General features: G+C 72.3%; 16 protein-coding genes. 9 read left to right on the top strand and 7 right to left on the bottom strand.

Annotated elements, in window-relative coordinates:
• Positions 1-14: 14 nt before the first annotated feature.
• Positions 15-2,117 carry a PhoX family protein gene (locus ABD973_RS16665; protein WP_345500618.1) on the bottom strand — a complete coding sequence of 701 codons (2,103 nt, stop codon included), beginning with the start codon at positions 2,115-2,117 and terminating at the stop codon, positions 15-17.
• A gap of 298 nt (positions 2,118-2,415) precedes the next feature.
• Here ABD973_RS16665 and ABD973_RS16660 point away from each other — a divergent pair, with 298 nt between their 5' ends.
• Positions 2,416-4,245, top strand: a complete 1,830-nt coding sequence (locus tag ABD973_RS16660) for a VWA domain-containing protein (RefSeq protein ID WP_345500616.1) — start codon at positions 2,416-2,418, stop codon at positions 4,243-4,245.
• Between the two features lie 100 nt (positions 4,246-4,345).
• On the opposite strand, the gene aspS is transcribed toward ABD973_RS16660, so the two are convergent.
• The gene (gene aspS / locus ABD973_RS16655; protein WP_125595446.1) at positions 4,346-6,163 is read right to left on the bottom strand and encodes an aspartate--tRNA ligase; all 1,818 of its coding nucleotides are present in this window, start codon (positions 6,161-6,163) and stop codon (positions 4,346-4,348) included.
• A gap of 136 nt (positions 6,164-6,299) precedes the next feature.
• On the opposite strand from aspS, the gene ABD973_RS16650 reads away from it, so the two are divergent.
• Both ABD973_RS16650 and ABD973_RS16645 read left to right on the top strand, forming a co-directional pair.
• Positions 6,300-8,504, top strand: coding sequence for a SpoIIE family protein phosphatase (locus ABD973_RS16650; protein WP_125821667.1), 2,205 nt, complete (start codon positions 6,300-6,302; stop codon positions 8,502-8,504).
• 39 nt (positions 8,505-8,543) lie between these two features.
• On the top strand, positions 8,544-9,617 hold the full coding sequence (locus ABD973_RS16645) for an AI-2E family transporter (RefSeq protein WP_125821668.1): 1,074 nt from the start codon (positions 8,544-8,546) through the stop codon (positions 9,615-9,617).
• Between the two features lie 35 nt (positions 9,618-9,652).
• On the opposite strand, the gene ABD973_RS16640 is transcribed toward ABD973_RS16645, so the two are convergent.
• The 3 genes from ABD973_RS16640 to ABD973_RS16630 all read right to left on the bottom strand — a co-directional run bounded on the left by ABD973_RS16640 (position 9,653) and on the right by ABD973_RS16630 (position 14,497).
• Positions 9,653-10,741 carry a hypothetical protein gene (locus ABD973_RS16640; protein WP_125821669.1) on the bottom strand — a complete coding sequence of 363 codons (1,089 nt, stop codon included), beginning with the start codon at positions 10,739-10,741 and terminating at the stop codon, positions 9,653-9,655.
• Between the two features lie 53 nt (positions 10,742-10,794).
• Positions 10,795-13,371, bottom strand: coding sequence for an NACHT domain-containing protein (locus tag ABD973_RS16635; RefSeq protein WP_345500612.1), 2,577 nt, complete (start codon positions 13,369-13,371; stop codon positions 10,795-10,797).
• Between the two features lie 130 nt (positions 13,372-13,501).
• A complete protein-coding gene (locus tag ABD973_RS16630; protein WP_125821671.1) occupies positions 13,502-14,497 on the bottom strand; it encodes a pirin family protein in 996 nt (331 codons plus the stop codon).
• 210 nt (positions 14,498-14,707) lie between these two features.
• On the opposite strand from ABD973_RS16630, the gene ABD973_RS16625 reads away from it, so the two are divergent.
• The gene (locus ABD973_RS16625) at positions 14,708-15,172 is read left to right on the top strand and encodes a hypothetical protein (protein ID WP_125821672.1); all 465 of its coding nucleotides are present in this window, start codon (positions 14,708-14,710) and stop codon (positions 15,170-15,172) included.
• 215 nt (positions 15,173-15,387) lie between these two features.
• Here ABD973_RS16625 and ABD973_RS16620 read toward each other — a convergent pair whose 3' ends face one another.
• The gene (locus ABD973_RS16620; RefSeq protein WP_125821673.1) at positions 15,388-16,365 is read right to left on the bottom strand and encodes an ArsR/SmtB family transcription factor; all 978 of its coding nucleotides are present in this window, start codon (positions 16,363-16,365) and stop codon (positions 15,388-15,390) included.
• Between the two features lie 86 nt (positions 16,366-16,451).
• Positions 16,452-16,913 (bottom strand): SseB family protein, encoded by a 462-nt coding sequence (locus tag ABD973_RS16615; protein WP_125595452.1) that lies wholly within the window; start codon positions 16,911-16,913, stop codon positions 16,452-16,454.
• 176 nt (positions 16,914-17,089) lie between these two features.
• Between ABD973_RS16615 and ABD973_RS16610 the strand changes: the two genes are divergently transcribed.
• The 5 genes from ABD973_RS16610 (at position 17,090) to ABD973_RS16590 (ending at position 22,578) form a co-directional block, all read left to right on the top strand.
• Positions 17,090-18,916, top strand: coding sequence for an acyl-CoA dehydrogenase (locus ABD973_RS16610; RefSeq protein ID WP_125595465.1), 1,827 nt, complete (start codon positions 17,090-17,092; stop codon positions 18,914-18,916).
• 134 nt (positions 18,917-19,050) lie between these two features.
• Positions 19,051-19,785 (top strand): hypothetical protein, encoded by a 735-nt coding sequence (locus tag ABD973_RS16605; RefSeq protein ID WP_125595453.1) that lies wholly within the window; start codon positions 19,051-19,053, stop codon positions 19,783-19,785.
• A 100-nt stretch (positions 19,786-19,885) separates the two neighbouring features.
• Positions 19,886-21,178, top strand: a complete 1,293-nt coding sequence (locus tag ABD973_RS16600) for a M18 family aminopeptidase (protein ID WP_345500608.1) — start codon at positions 19,886-19,888, stop codon at positions 21,176-21,178.
• Between the two features lie 137 nt (positions 21,179-21,315).
• On the top strand, positions 21,316-21,657 hold the full coding sequence (locus ABD973_RS16595) for a hypothetical protein (protein WP_345500606.1): 342 nt from the start codon (positions 21,316-21,318) through the stop codon (positions 21,655-21,657).
• A 171-nt stretch (positions 21,658-21,828) separates the two neighbouring features.
• Entirely contained in the window at positions 21,829-22,578 is a 750-nt protein-coding gene (locus ABD973_RS16590; protein ID WP_345500604.1) for a hypothetical protein, read from the top strand.
• Positions 22,579-22,664 lie beyond the last annotated feature (86 nt).

The raw sequence follows: 22,664 nt of genomic DNA, 5'->3' as shown, positions 1-22,664 counted from the left end.
TCCCCACGGCGGGATCAGACGCCGATGTTCTTGCCGTCCTTGCGCCACACGGACACCACCGCCGGGCGGACGATCCTGCCCGGACCGTCGGGCCACACCGACTGCGGCTTCTCCACGGACGCGCCGTCGATCTCGCCCGGGTGCTGGACCGCGACCAGCACGCGCCGGTCCTGGACCAGCGGACCGCAGGTCTCGGCACCGCGCGGCACGGTCAGGAACTGCTTCAGCTCACCGCGGCGCTCGCCGGCCGTCGCGACGCCGAACAGGCCGTCGTGCGAGCCGAGCTGGTTGCCGTCGGTGGAGATCCACAGGTTGCCGTGCGGGTCGAAGGCCACGTTGTCCGGGCAGGAGATCGGGCTGACCCGGTCCTTCGGGAAGCCGGCGAAGTAGGTGGCCGGGTCGTTGGGGTCGCCGGCGACCAGGAAGAGCCGCCAGGCGAAACCGTCGCCCGCCGGGTCGTCGAAGTTCTCGGCGAGCTCCAGGATCTGGCCGTGCTTGTTCAGGTTGCGCGGGTTGGCCTCGTCCGCACCGGCCTTGCCGGGCTTGCCGCGGTCGGCGTTGTTCGTCAGCGCGATGTACACGCGGCCGGTGCGCGGCGACGGCTCGACGTCCTCGGGGCGGTCCATCTTGGTGGCACCGGCCTTGTCACCGGCCAGCCGCGTGAAGACGAACACCTCCTCGGCGGTCATGCCCTCGACGTGCGAGACGTTGCCGGAGGGGGAGGCGGTGGCCAGCTTGATCCAGACGCCGGAACCGTCGAACTCGCCGTCGGCGGGGAGCTTGCCGGAGCCGTCGATCCCGGCGGCCGGGGAGTCGCCGGTGAGCTTGGCGACGTACAGGGTGCCCTCGTCGAGCAGCGTGAGGTTGTGCTCCTTCGCCGCGCGCGAGTCGCCCTTCATCATCCGCTTCGAGGAGACGAACTTGTAGAAGTAGTCGAAGCGCTCGTCGTCGCCCATGTACACGACCGGGCGGCCGTCCTCGGTGAGGCGGGGCTGCGCGGCCTCGTGCTTGAAGCGGCCGAGGGCGGTGCGCTTGCGCGGTACGGAGTCCGGGTCGTACGGGTCGAGCTCGACGACCCAGCCGAAGCGGTGCGGCTCGTTGGGCTCCTGCGCGACGTCGAAGCGCTTGTCGAACCGCTCCCACTTGCGCTCGGAGGCGCCGGAGGTCACGCCGTAGCGCTTCAGGCGGGCGGCCTGGGCGGGGTCGGTGACCTGGCCGGCGTTGGCGAAGTACTGGTTGAAGTTCTCCTCGCCGTGGAGGGTGGTGCCCCACGGGGTGGTGCCGCCCGCGCAGTTGTTGAGGGTGCCGAGCACCTTGGTGCCGGTGGTGTCGGCGGAGGTCTTCAGCAGGGTGCTGCCCGCGGCCGGGCCGGTCAGCCGGAACTCGCTGGTGGCGGTGAGGCGGCGGTTGAGCCGGTGGCGGCCGACGGCGGTCAGCTTGCCGCTGCGGTGGTCCTCCTGGACGACGACCACGGACAGGCCGTGCGCGGCCCAGGCGATCTCGGCCTGCTCGCGGGTGGGGTTCGCCGGGTCGTAGCCCTTGAACATGAGGTTCTCGTCCGTGTACTCGTGGTTGGCCACGAGCAGCTGCCGGCGCTCGTACGCGCCGTCGAGCGGGAGCAGGCTGAGGAAGTCGTTGTTGTAGCCGAACCGGCCGGCCTGTGCGGCGGCGCTCTGCTTGTCCGCGTTGAAGGCGGGGGCGCCCTTGAGGATCGGGTCGCCCCAGCGGATCACCACGTTCTGCTCGTGGCCCTCGGGGACGGTGACCTTGTCGTCGGTGTTCGGGGCGACGGGCTTGAAGCGCAGGCCGCGGGCGGCCTCGCCCGCGCGCTTGGCCTCGGTGTCGGACATGCCGGACACGGGGGCGGCGCTGGCGTTCTGGCCGCCGCCCGCACCGAGCGTGACGGCGGTGCCGGCGGCGGTCGCGACCGTGACCACGGCGGCGGAGCGCAGCATCGAGCGGCGGGAGTAGGCGCGGGCGATGACGTCGCCGGCGTACTCGTTGTCGCTGGTGTTGGGCACCTCGTGGAAGCATGCGTCGCCGCAGCGGTAGCGGCAGGTGAGAGCGGAACGGCCGCTGCCATGCGGGTTGCCGATGAACGGCAGGAGCTTGCGCACGAGGGTGTCCTCCGGTGAGAGTGCACTGCGCCGACGACGTGTCGGTACGAATTCAGCCGCGACGGTAGGCGCGGGTTGCGCCGATGCGGCGGCGCCGGGATGAACGATGGATGAACCCGGCCCGGCGGAGGGGTAGTTCGGCAGCGGCTTCCGGTTGGGTGGGAGGGCGGGCGCCACGAAAGGCGCCCCTGCCGAAGTTCCAGCCAAGGGGCCGATAACCTTACGTGTCCACTCTGGGCAGGGATCAACCGCGCAGCACGGACAAATGACGCACGCACTCATGCGAAAGGCCTGGCCCATGGGTATTCGGAGCTTGTTGCGCAAGGTGTTCGGACGGACTGCGGAGCCGGTCCCCGAGACGTCGGACGCCCCTTCGGCGGCGGCCCTTCCGAACCAGGCCGAACGGACCCCCCTGGACGCGGCCGCCGAACTGGTGGCGGCGTCCTTCGACAACCCGACGGTCCCGCCGCAGTCCGCGCCGCGCGACCGTGAGCCGGGGACGGTGCTCACCGCCGCCCCGGCGCCGGCGGCGGACCCGACGGTCCCGGAGGCCCGCCGTCCGCTGTCACCGGCGGCCTCGGAGGGCCCGGGCGACCCCGCCACCGCCGTACCGCCCCAGCCGACCGCCGCCGACGCCGCTGCCGCTGCCGCTGCCGCGGAGGACACGGCGCCGGAGGCCGAGGCCCCCGAGCCCGGCCCGCAGGCCCAGCCCACCCCGGAGCCGGAGGCCGCCCCCAGCGCCGAGGCGGAGCCGCCCACCCACCCCGAGGCCACCGCCGATGCGGAGCCGGAGGCAGAGCCGTCCGCCCAGGCCGAGGCCACCCCGGAGCCGGAGGCCACCCCGGCCCCCACCGCCGAGGCAGAGCCGGAGACGGAGCCGTCCGCCCACGCCGAGGCCACCCCGGAGCCGGAGGCCACCCCGGCCCCCACCGCCGAGGCAGAGCCGGAGACGGAGCCGTCCGCCCAGGCCGAGGCCACCCCGGAGCCGGAGGCCGAAACCGAGGCCACCCCGGCCCCCACCGCCGAGGCAGAGCCGGAGACGGAGCCGTCCGCCCACGCCGAGGCCACCCCGGAGCCGGAGGCCGAAACCGAGGCCGCCCTCGAGCCGGAGGCCGCCGCCGCGCCGGAGACGGACGCCGGACCCGCCGCAGAGCCGGAGCCCGAGGCCCAGGCCGCCACCGCGGCCACCGAAGAGCCCGCGCCGCAGGCGCAGGACGAACCCGTCGCCGCCCAGGCCGAGCCGGAGACCGCCGCGCAGCCCGAGGCCCAGGCGGCCCCCGCCGCCGAAGAGCCCGCACCGCAGGCGCAGGAGGAGCCGGCCGCCGAGGCCGAGCCCGCCGCCGCGGAGCCGAAGGCCGAAACGGCCGAACCCGCCGCCGCCCCGGAGCCGGAGGCCCAGACGGCCGAGCCCGTCGCCGCACTGGCCGAGGCGGAGCCGGAGACCGAGGAAGCGTCGCCGCAGGCGGACGGCCCCGCCGTCGCCGCGGCAGCGGTCCGGCGGCGGGCCGCCGGCGTCGCCGGGGCGTACAAGGCCGCCGGGCAGGTGCTGCGGGCCAAGGGGAAGACCGGGGCCCGCGCCAAGGTGTACCTCGTACTGGACCGCTCCGGCTCCATGCGCGGGTTCTACAAGGACGGCAGCGCCCAGCACCTCGCCGACCACGCCCTCGCCCTGGCCGCGCACCTGGACGAGGAGGCCACCGTCCACACGGTGTTCTTCTCCACCGAGCTCGACGGCACCGCCGACCTGACCCTCGACACCCACGACGCGACCTGGGTCGAGGCCCGCCACGCCGAGCTCGGCCGGATGGGCCGCACCAGCTACCACGTGGCCGTCGAGGCGGTCGTCGAGCGCTACCAGAAGGACGGCGGCGAGGGCCCGGCCCTGGTCGTCTTCCAGACGGACGGCGCCCCCGACAACGTCCGCCCCGCCCGCCAGGCGATCACCGACGCGGCGGCCGCCGCCCCCGGCGTCCACTGGCAGTTCGTCGCGTTCGGCGACCACGACGCCAAGGCCTTCGACTTCCTGCGCAAGCTGGACGCCGAGAACGCCGGCTTCTTCCACGCCGGCCCGGCCCCCGCGGAGCTGACCTCCGCCGCCCTCCTCAAGGGCATCCTCGACCGGTTCTGACCGCGCGGCGCAACGCCGGCAGGCGCGACGACGAAGGGCCCGGGATCCGCGAGGATCCCGGGCCCTTCCCGCTACAGCAGCGGCAGCGGCTACGGCAGCGTCAGCGCGCGGCGTCCGGGTGGACCGCCTCCGCGACCGGCTTCGCCTCAGCGGCCTTCGTCTCGACCGGCTTGCGCAGGGCGATGTTCAGCTCGCGCAGGCGGGACTCCTCCAGCACCGTCGGCGCGCCCATCATCAGGTCCTGGGCGTTGCCGTTCAGCGGGAAGGCGATGGTCTCGCGGATGTTCGGCTCGTCGGCCAGCAGCATCACGATGCGGTCCACGCCCGGGGCGATGCCGCCGTGCGGCGGGGCGCCGAGGCGGAAGGCGCGCAGCATGCCGGCGAACTCGCGCTCGACGGTCTCGGCCTCGTAACCGGCGATCTCGAAGGCCTTCAGCATGACCTCGGGCTCGTGGTTGCGGATGGCGCCGGAGGACAGCTCGATGCCGTTGCAGACGATGTCGTACTGCCAGGCCAGGATGTCGAGCGGGTCCTTCTCCTCCAGGTCCTTCATGCCGCCCTGCGGCATCGAGAAGGGGTTGTGCGAGAAGTCGATCCTGCCGGTCTCCTCGTCCTTCTCGTACATCGGGAAGTCGACGATCCAGCAGAAGCGGAAGACGTTCTCCTCGAACTGGCCCGCGCGCTTGGCGGCCTCGACCCGGACCGGGCCCATGATCTTGGAGACCTCGTCGAACTCGCCCGCGCCGAAGAACACCGCGTGCCCGGCCGCCAGGCCCAGGCGCTCGGTGAGGACCTTGACGTTCTCCTCGGTGAGGAACTTGGCGATCGGGCCGGTCAGCGAACCGTCCTCGCCGACGCGGACCCACGCCAGGCCCTTGGCGCCCAGGGAGATCGCGTACTCGCCGAGGCCGTCGAAGAACTTGCGCGGCTGCGCGGCGGTGTCCGGGACGGCCAGCGCACGGACGTGCTTGCCGGCGAACGCCTTGAACTCCGAGCCCTCGAACACGTCGGTGATGTCGACGAGCTCCAGCTTGGCGCGCAGGTCGGGCTTGTCGTTGCCGTACTTCAGCATCGACTCGCGGAACGGGATCCGCGGGAACGGCGAGGTGACCGGGCGGCCGCCGCCGAACTCGGTGAAGAGCTCGGTCATCAGCTTCTCGATCGGCTGGAAGACGTCCTCCTGCTCGACGAAGGACATCTCCACGTCGAGCTGGTAGAACTCGCCCGGCGAACGGTCCGCGCGGGCGTCCTCGTCGCGGAAGCAGGGCGCGATCTGGAAGTAGCGGTCGAAGCCCGAGATCATCAGCAGCTGCTTGAACTGCTGCGGGGCCTGCGGCAGGGCGTAGAACTTGCCCGGGTTCAGGCGGGACGGGACGACGAAGTCACGGGCGCCCTCGGGGGAGGTCGCGGTGAGGATCGGGGTCGCCATCTCGTTGAAGCCGAGGGCCACCATCTTCGAGCGGATGGAGGCGATGACCGCCGAGCGCAGCATGATGTTGCGGTGCATGCGCTCGCGGCGCAGGTCGAGGAAGCGGTACTCCAGGCGGCGCTCCTCGTTCACACCGTCGTCGGTGTTGATCGTGAAGGGCAGCGGGGCGGCCGCGCCGAGCACCTCGACCTCGGCGGCCTCGATCTCGATCTCGCCGGTCGGCAGGTCGGGGTTCACGTTCTCGGTGCCGCGGGAGACGACCTTGCCGTCGATCCGGACGACCGTCTCCTTGGACAGCTTGTCCAGGACGTCGGCGGCCGCGGTGCCGGGGCGGGCGACGAGCTGCGTGATGCCGTAGTGGTCGCGCAGATCGATGAAGAGGATGCCGCCCAGGTCTCGACGATTGTGCAGCCAGCCGCTCAGCCGGACGTCGGTGCCGACGTCAGAGGCACGGAGCTCGCCGCACGTGTGGGACCTGTACCGATGCATCAGTCATCCAGTTCTACGCGATACCAGGGTGGATTCAACCCTCCCAAGGTTACCGTCCGGGCGGGGCACCGCGCGGGCGCGCCCGAGCGGGCTCCCGAAGAGGCACGCCGACGGGATCACCTGTAAAGATGACCGGGTGCGCACCGAGGACGTCCTGGCCGCCATCGCGACGGGCCTGTGGCGATGGGACAACGCCTCCGGGACGGTCACCCTCGACGGCGAGGCCGCCCGGCTGCTCGGCCTGCCCGCCGAGCCCGTCGTGCTGCCCGAGGTCGCGGTGCGCTCCCGCTTCCACCCGGTCGACTGGAACGAGATCAACGGCATCGTCAACCTCGCCGTCGCCGAGGGCACCCTCGCCGAGGCACGGCTGCGGATCATGGACGAGGACGGGCGCGTGCTGCGCACCGTGCGCAGCCGCTCCAAACCCGTGGAGAACCGGACCCCCGAGGGCCGCGTCGACTACGAGCTGATCGGCACCATCCAGGAGATCGCCGAGCCGCAGCCCGGCACCACCGCCGTCCACACCCCGATCACCGGCGACTGGCGGCGCTCCCGCGAGGCGTTCCTGCTCGACGCCGGCCGGGCGCTCGCCGAGGCCCGGTCCACGGCCGAGGTGCTGCGGGTGGCGGCCTCGCTGTCCATGCCGGGCTTCAGCCCCGACGGGCTGGCGGTTTTCGGGGTGGCGGGCGAGAAGCTGTCGGTCATCGGCCACCACGGGCACGCCCCCGGCGACGAGGCCCCCTTCACGGACATGGTCCTGGACACCGCCTACCCGGCCGCCGAGGTCGTCCGCACCGGCCGGGCGATCTACCTGCCCACCCCGGAGGAGTACGAGCGGCGCTTCCCCGCCACCTGGCCGCTCGCCGAGCCCTTCGGCCGGGTCTCCTGGGCCTTCCTGCCGCTGATCGTGGCGGGACGGACCATGGGGGCCTGGATGGCCGCCTTCAAGCAGCCGGTGACCTTCTCGCCCGACGAGCGGTCCGTGCTGACGACGGTCGCCCGGATGCTCGCCCAGGCCCTCCAGCGGGCCGGCGTCGCCGAGTCCGAGCGCGAGCTGACCACCGGACTCCAGCGGTCGATGATGCCGCAGCTCGGGCCCGAGATCCCCGGCATGACCCTCGCGGCACGCTACGTCCCCACCGGCGGCGGCCTCCAGGTGGGCGGCGACTGGTACGACATGATCCCGCTGCCGTCGGGACGGTTCGCGCTGGTCATCGGGGACGTCCAGGGGCACGACGTACGGGCCGCAGGCCTGATGGGCCAGCTGCGGATCGCGGTACGGGCGTACGCCTCCGAGGGCCACCGGCCCGACGCGGTGCTCTCCCGGGCCTCCCGCTTCCTCGCCGGACTCTGCTCCTCCCAGGAGGAGGAGGCCGGGGCGGAGGCCGGCGAACACGGCCCCGGCGGCGAGTCCGACTACCTCAGCCCCCGCTTCGCGACCTGCCTGTACGTGGAGTGCGACCCGGAGACCGGCACGCTGGAGGTGGCCCGCGCCGGCCACCCCGACCCGGTGGTCCGGATGACGGACGGCACCGTCCTGATGCGGCCCACCGCCGGTGGCCTCCCGCTCGGGATCGTCCCCGACACCGACTACCCGACGACCCGGTTCACCCTGGAGCCCGGCGAGACGATGATGCTGTGCACCGACGGGCTCATCGAGACCGGCGGGCACGACCTCGACACCGGCTGGGCCCGGCTGCGGGCCATCCTGGAGGCCGACGCCGAGACGTACGGGCCCGGCGCCGACCTCACCGCCGGACACCTGGAGCACCTCGCCGACCTGCTGGTCCAGGCCGTGCACGGGCCCTCCTCGCACCACACCACCGGTCCGCTCGCCGACCGCCGCGAGGACGACATAGCCGTGGTGCTGCTCTGCCGCGAGGGCCCCGGCTGCGGCTGCGGGACCGACCGCACGCACCCGGCCCGGCCGGCCCGGCGCACGGTGCTGACCGTCGCCCAGGCCGAACCCGAGCGGATCGCGGGCGCCCGCCGCCAGATCCGGGAGCTGCTGCACGACTGGGCGGACCCGGAGCAGGTGGACTCGGCGGTGCTGATGGTCTCCGAGATGGTGACCAACGTGCTGGTGCACACCGACGGGGACGCCCTGCTGGTCGCGGAGGCGGCCGGCGAGCTGGGCACCCGCCGGCTGCGCGTGGAGGTCGCCGACGGCAGCGACGAGCTGCCGCACAAGCGGCACCCCGGCGAGATGGCCTCCAGCGGGCGTGGCGTGCTGCTGATGGAGATGCTCGCCGACACCTGGGGCGTGGACCCCAGGGGCGCGGGCAAGTCGATCTGGTTCGAGCTGTACGAACGCTCCAAGCCCGCCGACGAGACCGGGTAGCCGCCCTCCCGCAAGCCGAGCCGAAAGGTGGAAACGGCGATGCCGACGCCCCCCCTGCTGCCCGAACCGGCGCGGCGGCTGGCCGCCTGGTGCGCGGTCGTCCTGCTGGTCACCGGCGTGGTCGCCGTCGGGGTGTGGCTCTGCATGGTCTTCAAGACCGCCGTCACCCCGGCCCTGCTCGCCCTCCTCGGCACCGCGCTGCTCGGCCCGCTGCACCGGCGGCTGATCCGGCTGGGCGTCAACCGCTCGCTCGCCGCCGCCCTCACCTGCCTGGCCGTCGTGGCCGTCGTCGGCGGGGCCGCGTACGTGGTGGTCTCCGCGCTCGTCGAGACCGGCGACCAGATCGTCGCCTCACTCAAACAGGCCGGTCAGGACCTCGCCGCGCACTTCGGCGCCGCCGGGACCTCGCTCCAGGACCTGGCCTCCAACGCCAAGGGGCTGCTCGCCAAGTTCGGCGGCACGGCCGCCTCCGGCGTCATCACCGGCCTCAGCGTGGTCGGCGAGGTCCTCGCCGCGGCGGTCCTCGCACTGCTGCTGATGTTCTTCTTCCTGCGGGACTCCGACCGGGCGGCCGGAGCCCTGCGCTCCCTCGCCCCGCGCGCCACCGGCGACACCGTGGAGGCCATGGCCCGCCGCGCCTACCGGGCCGTCGAGGGCTACATGCGCGGCACCACCTTCATCGCCGTGATCGACGCCGTCTGCATCACCGTCGGCCTGCTGGTGCTGCGCGTGCCGGGCGCGGTCGGACTGGGCGCGCTGGTGTTCGTCGGCGCGTACATCCCCTACCTGGGCGCCTTCATCTCCGGCGCGGTCGCCGTCCTGGTCGCCCTCGCCGACCGGGGATGGGTCATCGGGCTGTGGACGCTGGGCGTGGTGCTCGCCGTACAGGTGCTGGAGGGGCACGTCCTCCAGCCCGCGATCCAGAGCCGGACCGTGCAGATGCACCCGGCGGCGGTGCTGCTGGCGCTGACGGCGGGCGCGGGAGTCGCCGGCATCCTCGGCATGCTCCTGGCCGTCCCCCTGACGGCGGCCGTCTCCGGCATCCTCTCGGAACTCCGAAACCGCTACGAGGACGGCCCACAGCCCACCCCCACCCGCCCCGACCAGCCGTAGCCGCGCGGGCCCGAGGGCCCGCGCGCACGACGTCATCAGCCGATCCGCGCCTCGTCGCTCCCGGGGAGGACCTCTCCCGTGAGACGGAGCCGGGCTCCGTCGGCGGCGGTGAAGCTCATGGACACCCCGGTCAACCGGACGACCTCGGTGATGAGGCCGTCGTCGAGGCGGACCAGCTGGCCGGGGACCAGCCAGATCTCGTCGTCGACGCTGAAGTGCACCGACCGGGACTGCCCCGGATCCAGATCGACGTCCCTGATGCCGGCCAGCCGGGTCACCGCGCCGTACAGCGCCAGCTGGCCGAACACGTCACTGGCCGCGGTCTCGACCAGGAGATCGGCCCCGTCGAACGCGTCGGCGTACTCACGTGCCGGGCCGCTCAGAGTCTCCAGCTCCTCGGCAAGCACCACGCAGCGGTACTGATCGCGCTTGAGCGCCAGACCCGGCTCGCAGGCATCGATCGCTTCGGGGCTGAGCCTCCTGCGCAAGCGCGTCCTGCTGGCACCGAGAGCGGCACGCGCCTCGCCGTCGAGAGCCTCCCGGGCACACGCGAGCCGCGACCACTCCGGGCTTGCCAGCAGTGCGGCGGCCAGCTGACGGGCGGTCTCGGCCAGCGCGTGTTCCTGTTGAGGGTCGGCTCCCAGGACCGACGCGGCCGTGGGCGGGCAGGAGCGGAACCGGAAGCCCGCCGCACGTTCCTGGGGATGCCATCCCAGGCGGTAGGTGAACTCGGTGGTGGCCAAAGCAGTGTCGGCCGAGATCTGTGGCGCCGGGATCATCGGATATCCCGGCAGCCTGGACCGGAGCCACGCGATCGTCTGCCGATGCGCCGCCTCGACCCGGTCCGCGGCTCGGACCCAAGCGACCCAGGCCCCCTCGGGGCAGTCCTCCTCGCCACCGGGAAAGGGGAGGGCAAGCGCGTACCTGACCGAGCTGCCGGCCCTCAGCGGCTGGCCACCGATGTTCATGCCTCCGGCTTGCATGCGCTGGAGCCGGCCCCGTACGCCGGCAGACGTGCCGGAGGCGTTGCGGGGGAGCGGGGCCGCGAGTTCCTGCACCACGGCGATCCCGGCCCAGACTTCGGCCTGGCGGGCCACGGCCCGCCAGATGGACTGCGTGCTCAATTGATCTCCCTCTCCCCGGATCACCGCGGACCCCGGGCCCGCGACTGCGCGTTTCAAGAAAGGAACGAGTGGTCACCAGTGAGCGTTTTCACGGCCGAACGCACACGTTCTGCGGCTTCCGCGGCAGCGCCCTTGTTCAGGATCACTTCCACACTGCTGCGCCCTCCGTACCCCCGCGGCGGGGAATCCTCGGCAGACGGCACGGCAGCGGCTCGGACGACGACCTCGGCGTCGGGAACGAAATCGACCGGCCAGTGGTCCCCCCAGGGCCCGGACGCCAGCGGGCCGACCACGGCCCGGAGCCCGGTCGGCCCCAACTGCGCCTCCAGCACACCGCGGTGACCCGGTGGGGACACGGCCGCCAGCAACCGCGAAACGGCGGCGGCCGATCGCGCCGCGTGCTCCTCCAGCATCGTGCACGCCTCCTCGACCGTGCCGCAGCGCGGCGCGGGCAGCACCGGTGGTGTGCGCAGGCGCTCCAGCAGGACCTGCCGCCAGAGGCGTACGGCCACGGCCAGCGGCCCCGCTCCGGGGGCCACCACGGTGCCGGCGGTGGTCCGCAGCAGTGCCCGGGCCGTTGGTTCGTCGATCCAGCCCGCGTCTATGTCCGCGGTACGCAGAGCCACCACGCGCCCGTCACGCATGCGCCACAGGGCCACGCCTTTCGGGGTTCCGGCGTCCAGATGGCCCAGGAGTGAGGCCACCTCGCCGGGCGATCCGTCCGAGAGGGCCCGGTCGTCGAGACCCGACAGGGGTACGGCCGTGAAGGGGAGGTCGCGCACGACCAGTTCAGCAAGTTCGGCTCCGACACCACCGATCTCGGCGGCGAACAACACGCGCTGGTCGTCGCCCTGCCGGAGCCGGGGCGGCAGCGGGACCAGGCGATGGGCGTGTGCGGCGCCGGCCAGGTAGTCGGCGAAGGAGTCGTGCACCGGCACCAGGGTCTGGTCCCAGCCGATCGGGGTGACGAGTCCGCAGCGCCGCGCCGTACTGTCCAGTTCCCGCACGTCGAGCGTGGCGCCGACTGCGCCGAGGCTCCGGGCGCCATGTTCGAGGAGGGCGAACCACTCGAACGGGTCGGCGTGGCGTCGGCCCCGGTCCAGGAGGCCCGCGTACGCCACGCCGAGGATCCTGCTGACCACCGTGATGCCGACCGCCCCGGCCCTTCCCGCCAGACGTTGGACGAACGCCCCGTACAAGCCCGCGCGGTCCGCGAACCGGACTCCCTCCGCGAGCAGCGTCAGCCCCATGGAGAAGAGCAGCGGGCTGTCGGAGGCGTCCCCCAGGGAGCGTTCCAGCCGGGCGAGCACCGTGTGTGCCCCGGGTTCCTCGTCGTCGCCGTCGGCCGGCACCGGCCGCAACGCGGACAGCAAGTCCATCTTCCGGTCCCGGTCCAGGGGAGAGACCTCGTAGCAGGCCGGCTGCACACTGCTCGGCAACGTCGCGCGGAGTGCGGCGACGTCCCGGCCGACGAGGACGACCCTCGCCCCCCGGCCCGCGGCCACCTGGGCCAGCAGTTCGTTCCGCAGTGCCTGGCGCACGTCGTCGGCCACCTCCGACACACCGTCGATCACCAGGGTGACGTCGGAGTCGGACAGGGCCTGGGCACCGGTCGCGAGGGGCATGACCTCGTCCAGCACCGCCGAGAGTCCGTCCGCGACGAGGGTGGTGAGCCGGCCCGGCAGGTAGGCCTCCGCATGAGCGACCACCACGACGCGGCCGCCACGGGCCGCTTCCGTTCGCAGCAGGTCGGCGGCGGTGCTCTTGCCCGTTCCGGTCCGGCCGGCCAGGACCACCGGTCCCGGCCCCTCCAGCAGGGCCGCGACGGGTTCGGAGCGTTCGGGGACCTGGCCGGCGAGCCTGCGGATCGACATCCCGTCCACCGGGCTACGGGCCACCACGGCCGGAATCCTGGAGCCGGGCGACGACGCGGCGGCCGACCTCAGGAAACGGTCTCGGACCGACCCGGGCCATCGCTGGTGGGCGGACTGCTCCGGGGGAACGCCCAGCAGACCGGCGATCGCCCCACGCCGCAGCACGCGGTCGTCCGGATCGACCAGCCCAGCACGTTCGAACAGTTCCAGGAACAGGCGGTCCACCGCGTGCCGGGCCTGCTCGCGTGCGTCGGCCTCCGTGCGGACGTGCGGCAGCATCGCGACGACCTGCCGTTCGGCCTGGGCCAGCAGCGCCCCCGTCGAGCGCGGGTCCTGCCGGATCCGGGCGGTGGCCAGCGCCTCGTACTCCGCCGCGTCGGCCCCTCCGCCGAGCATCCCGGCCAGCGGGCCGAAGTCGCCCGCTCCCGCGGCGTCCAGTGCCTGGGCCACGAGCTCTCCACTCGGCCCGAGACGGCCGTTGGTGACGAATTCGAACGAAGCACCACGCGCGCCCGGCAGCTCCGCCCAACGGCGGAAGACGAGGAGGAGTTCCTGTCGCCCCCAGGTGTTCCGGTCGGTGCGGATCTTCACCTGTGCCGCTCGGCGCAGTGAACCGTCGCGGGCGAACAGTTCGATGTCGACCACGTCGTCAGCGCCTTCCACCCGCACGCTGTCCAGCCCCGGATCGTCGAGGACCTCCAGTGCCGCCAGGACCCCTTGGGCCTGCTGGTAGGCGATGCCTCGAACGGTGTCCACACCTGCCACGCGACCATGCTTGCACGCCGGTCCGACAGCCCGACGGCACTTTCCGCCGCTCTCGTCGCCACCTCCACGAAGCGGCCCCGGACGGGTTGTTGCCCGTCCGGGGTGCTGAGGGCGGTGGGGGTCAGTCCTCTTCGGCCTCGCCGGCGCCGCGGTGGCCCAGTCCCGTCCGGGCGGTGGTGGGGATCCGGCCCAGGCGGCCCGCCTGGAAGTCGTCGAAGGCCTGCTGGAGTTCGTGCCGGGTGTTCATGACGAACGGCCCGTAGTGCGCCATCGGCTCGCGGATGGGGCGGCCGCCGAGCAGGACGATCTCCAGGTCCGGGGTGTGGGAGTCCTGGGACTCGTCCGCGCGGACGGTGAGGGAGCCGCCCTCGCCGAAGACGACCGTCTGCCCGGTGTGGACCGGCCTGCGGTCGGTGCCCACGGTGCCCCGGCCGGCCATGACGTACGCGAGGGCGTTGAAGTCCTCGCGCCACGGCAGGGTGAGCTGCGCGCCCGGGGTGACGGTCGCGTGGATCATCGTGATCGGGGTGTGGGTGATGCCCGGGCCCTCGTGCCCGTCCAGCTCACCGGCGATGACGCGGAGCAGCGCGCCGCCGTCGGGGGTGGTGAGCAGCTTGACCTTGCCGCCGCCGATGTCCTGGTAGCGCGGGGGCATCATCTTGTCCGAGGCCGGGAGGTTCACCCACAGCTGGAGGCCGTGGAAGAGCCCGCCGCTGACGACGAGGTGCTCCGGCGGGGCCTCGATGTGCAGGAGGCCCGAGCCGGCGGTCATCCACTGGGTGTCGCCGTCGTTGATGACTCCGCCGCCGCCGTTGCTGTCCTGGTGGACGAAGGTCCCGTCGAGCAGGTACGTGACGGTCTCGAAGCCGCGGTGCGGGTGCCAGGGGGTGCCCTTCGGCTCGCCCGGCGCGTACTCCACCTCGCCCATCTGGTCCATCATGATGAACGGGTCGAGGTGCTTGTAGTCGATCCCGGCGAAGGCGCGGCGCACCGGGAAGCCCTCGCCCTCGAACCCCCCGGGAGCCGTGGTCACGGCGAGCACCTTGCGGGCGGCGGCCGTCTGGGGCTCGGCCACGCGCGGAAGGGTCAACGGGTTCTCAACAGTCACTGCGGGCATGGTCAGGACCTCCTTCTGCGTCGAGTTTAGTTGAAACTCGAACTTTCTGCCACACCGCACGGAACAGCTCACCCGTCCGGAGCATTCCCGGTCGGGCGCGGACCGTCCCGAGGAGCCGCGGGCGAGCGTTTTCGGACGCTTTCCGCCGCGAACCGGGGTATTTGCCCGTACCTGACAACCCAGGGGGCGGCGGGCGCGGTCTACCGGGGCATGGAGAACAGCACCCCCCGGCCCGACGCCGGCCACGAGACCGACCCCGACCCCGCGGCCGCCCCCGAGCCCTCGTGGAGCGCGCCCGTGTGGCTGCGCGTACCGGCGGCGGCGCTCGTGATGGCGGCGGTGATGACCGGCGCCGGGTACGCCGTGTACCGGTGGGCGGCCACCGGGCTGCCGATGGAGCCTCTGCCGGGGTCGCCGTGGCCCTACCTCGGCGCGTGGGCGGTGCTGACGTTCCTCGCCGCCCTGCTGCTCCAGTGGGCGACGTCCGGGATCGACTACGACGGCCGCTGGGCCCTGATCGGCGTCCCGTTCTTCGCCGGGATCCGGCTCTGCCTGGCCTACCGCCCCGACCCGGCGCTGCTGTACGCGTACGGGCTCGCGGCCCTGGCGGTGGCGGCCGCGGGCACCGCCCTGTGGCGCCGCCGCCGGGCCGCCGGGGCCGGCGGCCGGGGATAGACGGGGCGGGGGACCTCCCCCGTGGGTCCCCCGCCGCTCCCGATGGTGCGGGAGGGCGGGCCGCTCCGGCGATCCTTTCGGCGGTGCCCGAAAGCTCCAGCGGACCTCCAGCGGGCCTCAAGCAGCCTCAAGCGGCCTCCAGTGGGCCCGCCGGGCCTCCGGAAGGCCTCCCCGCGGGCACCCCACAGGGCGTCCGGCGGCCCGCCCGGGGGGCCTCAGCCGCCGTTGCGCAGGAGTTCCGCGCCCAGGCCCGTCACCGAGTGGAGCACCGCCTTCCCGTCCCGCTCGGTGGTGATCAGCCCCGCCGCGCGCAGGGTGCGGGTGTGCTCCGAGACCGACGGGAGGCTGACGTCCAGGTCCCGGGCCAGCTCGCTCGTAGTCCGCTGCTGGACCAGCAGCCGGAGCACCGCCGCCCGGGTCCGCCCCAGCAGCGCGTCCAGCGCGGCCCCCGCCGGCCCGCCGGACGGGGCAGTCTGCACCAGCGGCAGCGGGGTCAGCGCCGGGTACATGAGCAGGGGCCGCCCGCCGGGCCCGTCGGGGCCCTCCGCGAGCAGCGGCCGGCCCGTCCAGAACGGCGACGGCATCAGCAGCAGCCCGCGTCCGCCGAGGCGCACCTCGTACCCGGGCGGCCCGTCGACCTCCAGGACGGTGCCCGACCAGCGGGCCGCCGGGTGGATGCCGGCCAGGCACGCCTTGATGCCGTGGGCGGCCAGGAGCCGGGTGCGCCAGGCCACGTCCGCGCGGAAGGACTGCCGGATGTGGGGCCAGTACGGCGCGATGACCACCTCGTACGCGGAACCGATCGCCCCGCCCAACTGGTCCCAGGCCTCGCGGTCCTGGTCCCACAGGTCGCGCAGCCAGGAGGCCCCGCCGCCGGGGGCACGGGCGGCGGCGGTGGCCAGCTGGTCGCCGGTGAGCAGCGCGCCGGCCTCGCGGACGGCCGCCAGGCCTTCCTCCAGGGTGGTCGCGTACGGCTCGATGAACTGCGGGTTCTGGCCGTCCGGACGCAGGAGTTCGCGCAGCGGGCCGCGGGCCCGGCCGGGCAGGGCGCGGCAGACGCGGCGGCGCCAGGGCCCGAAGACGGCCGGCTCGTCGGTGCGCTGCCAGGCGACCAGGGCCATGGCGAGCTCGAGCAGCGGCAGCGGCTCGGCGGCGAAGGTGACGTCGAGCAGGTCCTCAGCCGTGAAGTGCACCCTCAGCAACGCCCCTCCACCCCCCGGCGCCGGTCCCGCGCAGACGGGCCGGCCAAGAACAGGTCGGCCGTCCGCGCAGCAACGGCCTAGCCGTACATGCGGCGCATCGCGAAGTCGACCATCTGCTCGACGGCCTTCGCGTCGAAGACCATCCGGTGGTCGCCCTCCATGTCGAGGACGAAGCCGTACCCGGTGGGCAGCAGGTCGATCACCTCGGCGCCGGTGATCACGAAGTACTTGGACTCCTTGCCGGCGTACCGGCGGAGCTCCTTGAGCGTGGTGAACATCGGGATGACCGGGTGCTGCGTGTTGTGCAGGGCCAGGAACCCCGGGGTGTCGCCGCGCGGGCAGTAGACCTTGGACGTCGCGAAGATCTGCTGGAAGTCCTCCGCGGACAGCGACCCGGTGGTGAAGGCCCGTACCGCGTCGGCGAGCGACGGCGGAGAGGGCTCGGGGTAGAGCGGCTGCTCGCCGTACCCGCCGGCCATCTGCTGCGGGGCGGCGTACTGCTGCTGCCCCGCGCTCACGTTCTGGTCGTAGCCGTACATGGACCGAAGCCTACCGAGCGGGCCCCGCCCCCAGGCACCCTCCAGGGATTCCCGCTTGATGCTGGTCACAGTGGTCAACTGAGGGTTGATTCTTATTACCGGCGGGTAGCATCATGACGTTACCGATTGGTATGTACGAGGAACCTGTCTCCCCGAGCCTTAACGGAGCCGTCGCCATGGGGCACTACAAGTCGAATCTCCGCGACATCGAGTTCAACCTCTTCGAGGTGCTCGGCCGCGACAAGCTGTACGGCACCGGCCCGTTCGGCGAGATGGACACCGAGACCGCCAAGAGCATCCTGTCCGAGATCGCCCGCCTCGCGGAGAACGAGCTCGCGGAGTCCTTCGCGGACGCCGACCGCAACCCGCCGGTCTTCGACCCGGCCACCAACACCGCCCCGGTCCCGGCCTCCTTCAAGAAGTCCTACGAGGCCTTCATGGACTCGGAGTACTGGCGCCTGGGCCTGCCCGAGGAGATCGGCGGCACCACCTCGCCCCGCTCCCTCATCTGGGCGTACGCGGAGCTGCTCCTCGGCTCCAACCCGGCCATCTGGATGTACTCCTCCGGCCCGGCCTTCGCGGGCGTCCTCCACGAGGAGGGCAACGAGGCCCAGAAGCGCATCGCGCAGATCGCCGTCGAGAAGCGCTGGGGCTCCACCATGGTCCTCACCGAGCCGGACGCCGGCTCGGACGTGGGCGCCGGCCGCACCAAGGCCGTCCAGCAGGAGGACGGCTCCTGGCACATCGAGGGCGTGAAGCGCTTCATCACCTCCGGTGAGCACGACATGGAGGAGAACATCCTCCACTACGTCCTCGCCCGCCCCGAGGGCCACGGCCCGGGCACCAAGGGCCTGTCCCTCTTCCTCGTCCCGAAGTTCCACTTCGACTGGGAGACCGGCGAGCTGGGCGAGCGCAACGGCGTCTACGCCACCAACGTCGAGCACAAGATGGGCCTCAAGGCCTCCAACACGTGCGAGATGACCTTCGGCGACCAGCACCCCGCCAAGGGCTGGCTGATCGGTGACAAGCACGACGGCATCCGCCAGATGTTCATGATCATCGAGTTCGCCCGCATGATGGTCGGCACGAAGGCCATCGCGACGCTCTCCACGGGCTACCTGAACGCCCTGGAGTACGCCAAGGAGCGCGTGCAGGGCCCCGACCTCGCGAACTTCATGGACAAGACCGCGCCCAAGGTCACCATCACGCACCACCCCGACGTGCGCCGCTCGCTGATGACGCAGAAGGCCTACGCCGAGGGCATGCGCGCCCTGGTGCTCTACACGGCCTCCGTCCAGGACGAGATCGCCCTCAAGCAGGCCGCCGGCGAGGACGCCTCCGCCGAGATCGGCCTCAACGACCTGCTCCTGCCGATCGTCAAGGGCTACGGCTCGGAGAAGTCCTACGAGCAGCTCGCCCAGTCCCTGCAGACCTTCGGCGGCTCCGGCTACCTGCAGGAGTACCCGATCGAGCAGTACATCCGCGACGCCAAGATCGACACCCTCTACGAGGGCACCACGGCCATCCAGGGCCAGGACTTCTTCTTCCGGAAGATCGTCCGCGACCAGGGCGCCTCGCTGAACATCCTCTCCGAGACGATCAAGAAGTTCCTCGCCGAGGGCCCCGGCGGCGAGGACCTCGCCCCCGCCCGCGACGCCCTCGCCAAGGCCGCCGTGGACCTGGAGGCCATCGTCGGCCAGATGATCGTCGACCTCACCGCCACCGGCGAGGACGTCAAGAACATCTACAAGGTCGGCCAGAACACCACCCGCCTGCTCATGGCCTCCGGTGACGTCGTCGTCGGCTACCTGCTGCTGCGCGGTGCCGCCGTGGCCGCCGGCAAGCTGGAGGGCGCCTCCGCCAAGGACGCCGCCTTCTACACCGGCAAGATCGCCGCCGCGAAGTTCTTCGCCGGCCAGGTCCTGCCCGGCGTCTCGGTCCAGCGCGCGCTGGCCGAGGCCGTCGACAACTCCCTCATGGACCTCGACGAGGCCGCCTTCTAAGGCACGCCGCCTCGCCGACACCAGACGTACGCGGTGTACGTACGCACAGTGGCCGGACCCTCCCTGGCGGGGGTCCGGCCACTGCTGTCGGGCCGTTTCGGCCGTTGTCGGTGGTTCGTGGCACGCTCGTAGACATGAGTCCACAGGAGCAGCACGGCAGCAGGGGGTATTCCGTCCCCACGGGGCGCCCGTACGCCCTCAAGGAGCTCCAGGCCAACGTGGGCGCGCTCGGCGACCGGATCAAGGAGCTCTACGACGGCGCCCACCCCGCCGAGTACGACCCGGTGGCCGACGCCCTGTACGTGGCCTTCCAGACGGCGGCGGGCCTGGCCCCCGCCAAGAGCTACACCGGCTGCCCCGAGCACCCCAACGGCGCCCTCGACCCCGAGGCGCCCGAAGGCTGGGGCCGCTGCCTCATCTGCAACGACCGCCGCCGCCTCGGCCGGCGCCTGCAGGGCGGCCGGCCCGCGGGCCCCGCCCCCGCGGGCGAGCAGCGGCGCCTCGGGTACCCCGTGCCCGACCCCCCGTACACCCTCGACGTCCTGCGCCACTACCTGCGCGTGATCGACGAGCAGCGCTTCCACCTCACGCTCGGCTCCCCCGACCAGGACTTCGTGCGCATCGCGGACGACCTCCACCGGGCCTTCATCGTGGCCCGGGAGCTGTCGCGGCCGCGCAACGCGTCCGGATGCTCCGAGCACCCCGGCGCGCCGATCGACCCCGATGCCCCGCCGGGCGAGGCCTGTATCTTCTGCGCCGGACGCAAGAGACGCGCGCAGCGCCCGCCGCAGACCCCCGAGATGCTCCCCCGCATCCGCCGGGGCGAGCGCAGACAACTGCACCGCAGATTCGAGCGTCCGCCGGGCTGAGAACGACGGGACCGCGGGGCAAACCCCCCGTGTCCTCGACCTTTCGGCTATCCGCCGCAGTCCGGCCAAGGCGAACACGACCGTCGTTAAGGTGAACCACATGAGCTCTCCCGCCCGCTTCGACCGCGGCCACACCGACGATCTGATGACCTACCTGACGGCCAGTCCGTCGCCGTACCACGCAGTGGCGAACGCGGCGGAGCGGCTGGAGAAGGCGGGCTTCAGGCAGCTGTCGGAATCGGACGCCTGGGACTCGGGCACGGGGGGCAGGTTCGTCCTGCGCGGCGGCGCGCTCATCGCCTGGTACGTGCCCGAGGGCGCGGCCGCCCACACCCCCTTCCGGATCATCGGCGCCCACACCGACTCCCCCAACCTGCGGGTCAAGCCCGTACCCGACACCGGCTCGCAGGGCTGGCGCCAGGTCGCCGTGGAGATCTACGGCGGGACCCTGCTCAACACCTGGCTCGACCGCGACCTCGGCCTCGCCGGCCGGCTGACCCTGCGCGACGGCACCGAGCGCCTGGTGAACGTGGACCGCGCCCTGCTGCGCGTCCCGCAGCTCGCCGTGCACCTGGACCGCTCCGTCAACACGGACGGCCTCAAGCTCGACAAGCAGCGGCACATGCAGCCGATCTGGGGCCTGGGCGAGGCCCGCGAGGGCGACCTCATCGCCTTCCTGGAGGAGGAAGAGGACCTGCCGCAGGGCTCGGTGGCCGGCTGGGACCTGATGGTCCACTCGATCGAGCCGCCCGCCTACCTGGGCCGCGACCGCGAACTGCTGGCCGGTCCGCGCATGGACAACCTGCTGTCGGTGCACGCCGGCGTCGCCGCCCTCGCCGCGGTGTCCGCCTCCGAGGGCCTGGACCACATCCCGGTCCTGGCCGCCTTCGACCACGAGGAGAACGGCTCCCAGTCGGACACCGGCGCCGACGGCCCCCTGCTGGGCAACGTGCTGGAACGTTCAGTCTTCTCGCGCGGCGGCACGTACGAGGACAAGGCCCGCGCCTTCGCCGCCACCATCTGCCTCTCCTCGGACACCGGACACGCGGTCCACCCCAACTACACGGAGCGGCACGACCCTTCGCACCACCCGCGCGTCAACGGCGGCCCCATCCTGAAGGTCAACGTCAACCAGCGCTACGCCACCGACGGCAGCGGCCGCGCGGTGTTCGCCGCGGCCTGCGAGCGGGCCGGGGTGCCGTGGCAGACCTTCGTCTCCAACAACTCCATGCCGTGCGGCACGACGATCGGCCCGATCACCGCCGCCCGCCACGGCATCCAGACCGTCGACATCGGCGTGGCGATCCTGTCGATGCACTCGGCCCGCGAACTCTGCGGCTCCGACGACCCGTTCCTCCTCGCGAACGCCCTGCTGGCGTTCCTGGAGGGCTGAGCGGCAACGCCCGCTCGCCCAGACCCCCGCTCCGGACCGGCGTCCTGGGCGGGGTTCTACCGTATTTCCGCAGGCCAGGCACCAAGTTCCCAACAGCTATTGATAGCAGTGTAATTAACTAAGTAACGTACTGCGTTATGGACTTCACCGTTATCGCAAACGCCGTCGAGGTGGACCACGGCATAAAGCGGCTGTCGATGCGCTTCATCAAGAAGTACGCAGACCCCGAACGAGATCGGCTCAGCAGGGAGTTCTGTGACCAGATCACCACCGAACTGGCGGAGCAGGGACTCATCACGCTCCCCCGCCGCCTTCCCACCTCGGAGAACGAGTTCGTTTTCGTCATCCAGAAGGACAGCTCGATCGGCCAGGCAGTACAAATCGCCTCATCCGTGGCCCGGCTGGACAAGTTCGACATGCTCGAACACTCCGCCCTCGGAAGTCACAACTACCCCGCCATGAGGGACTACCTGCCCTGACCTGCAAAAACTGTCGACCCGTCAGACAATAAGCCAACACGCTTGAATCGGAAGTTGGTTGCTCGTAATCTTCAATAAGCGGCGCAAGGGCTCCATCAGCTCGTGATCCGCGAGCCCGCGCCTGTCGTCGAGGCTCCAGTACATCTCACCGACACACTGGAGCGTCGCGCCATGCCTTTGACGATCGATCATCCGCTCGCCGCCGGCGGCGAGCATTCCCTCAGCGCTCCCCGATTCACAGTCGTCACTCTCGGATCAACCGAGACCTTCTCCGGCGACGTCCACGTCGTCGCCCCCTCGGGCGACCTCGCTGTCGGAACCGCGGCCGTCCTGCACACCTCGTACGACGGTCTCGGGGCGGCCACCCAGCCTTGGACGGATTTCCGCGAGGAGCTGTACGTGGACGACAGCGTGCGCATCAAGCGCGGTGACCAGCTCGACGCGAGCGAACTGGCGAACGGCCGCGGCCGCGCGGGATCCGCGTCGCGCGGCCCCAACCCCTCCGAGCGGCGCAAGTACCGGCGGGTCTTCACCCGGGCCCTCGAAGCGGTGGCATCCATGCCGGGGACCTCCGTCGCCACGATGTCCCGGGCCAACACCCACTCCCACGAGATCGCCGAGCAGGCCCTCGAACGGCTGGAGGCCTCGCACCGCCGGGCGCAGACGTGGGGGATCGCCCTCGTCCGCGCGGGTGTGCTGCGTCCCTCCTGGTTTACGGCGCGCCCCGCCGACGGGCCCGCCAACGCTCGTTTCCCCTACACCCGGTCCCTCGACAGCGCCGACGTCTCATGGCTGCTGGAGGCGGCCGCGTTCCCGGCGTACGCCGCGTTCCTGCACCGGAAGCCGCAGCAGAACCTCCGCTTCCGCTCGGATCCCCTCTCCACCTACCTGCCCTTCTCGGCCCAGCCCTTCCCGCTCTGACACCCGGCCGGCCCGGGCGGGGGCGCCACCCCGGCCCGCCCGCGCCGCCGCTCACCCTCTGCTCTTCACCTTCACGGAGGCCCTTG

The sequence above is a fragment of the Streptomyces racemochromogenes genome, from assembly GCF_039535215.1.
Lineage (GTDB): Bacteria > Actinomycetota > Actinomycetes > Streptomycetales > Streptomycetaceae > Streptomyces > Streptomyces racemochromogenes.
This window is presented reverse-complemented; position numbering and strand designations above follow the sequence as displayed.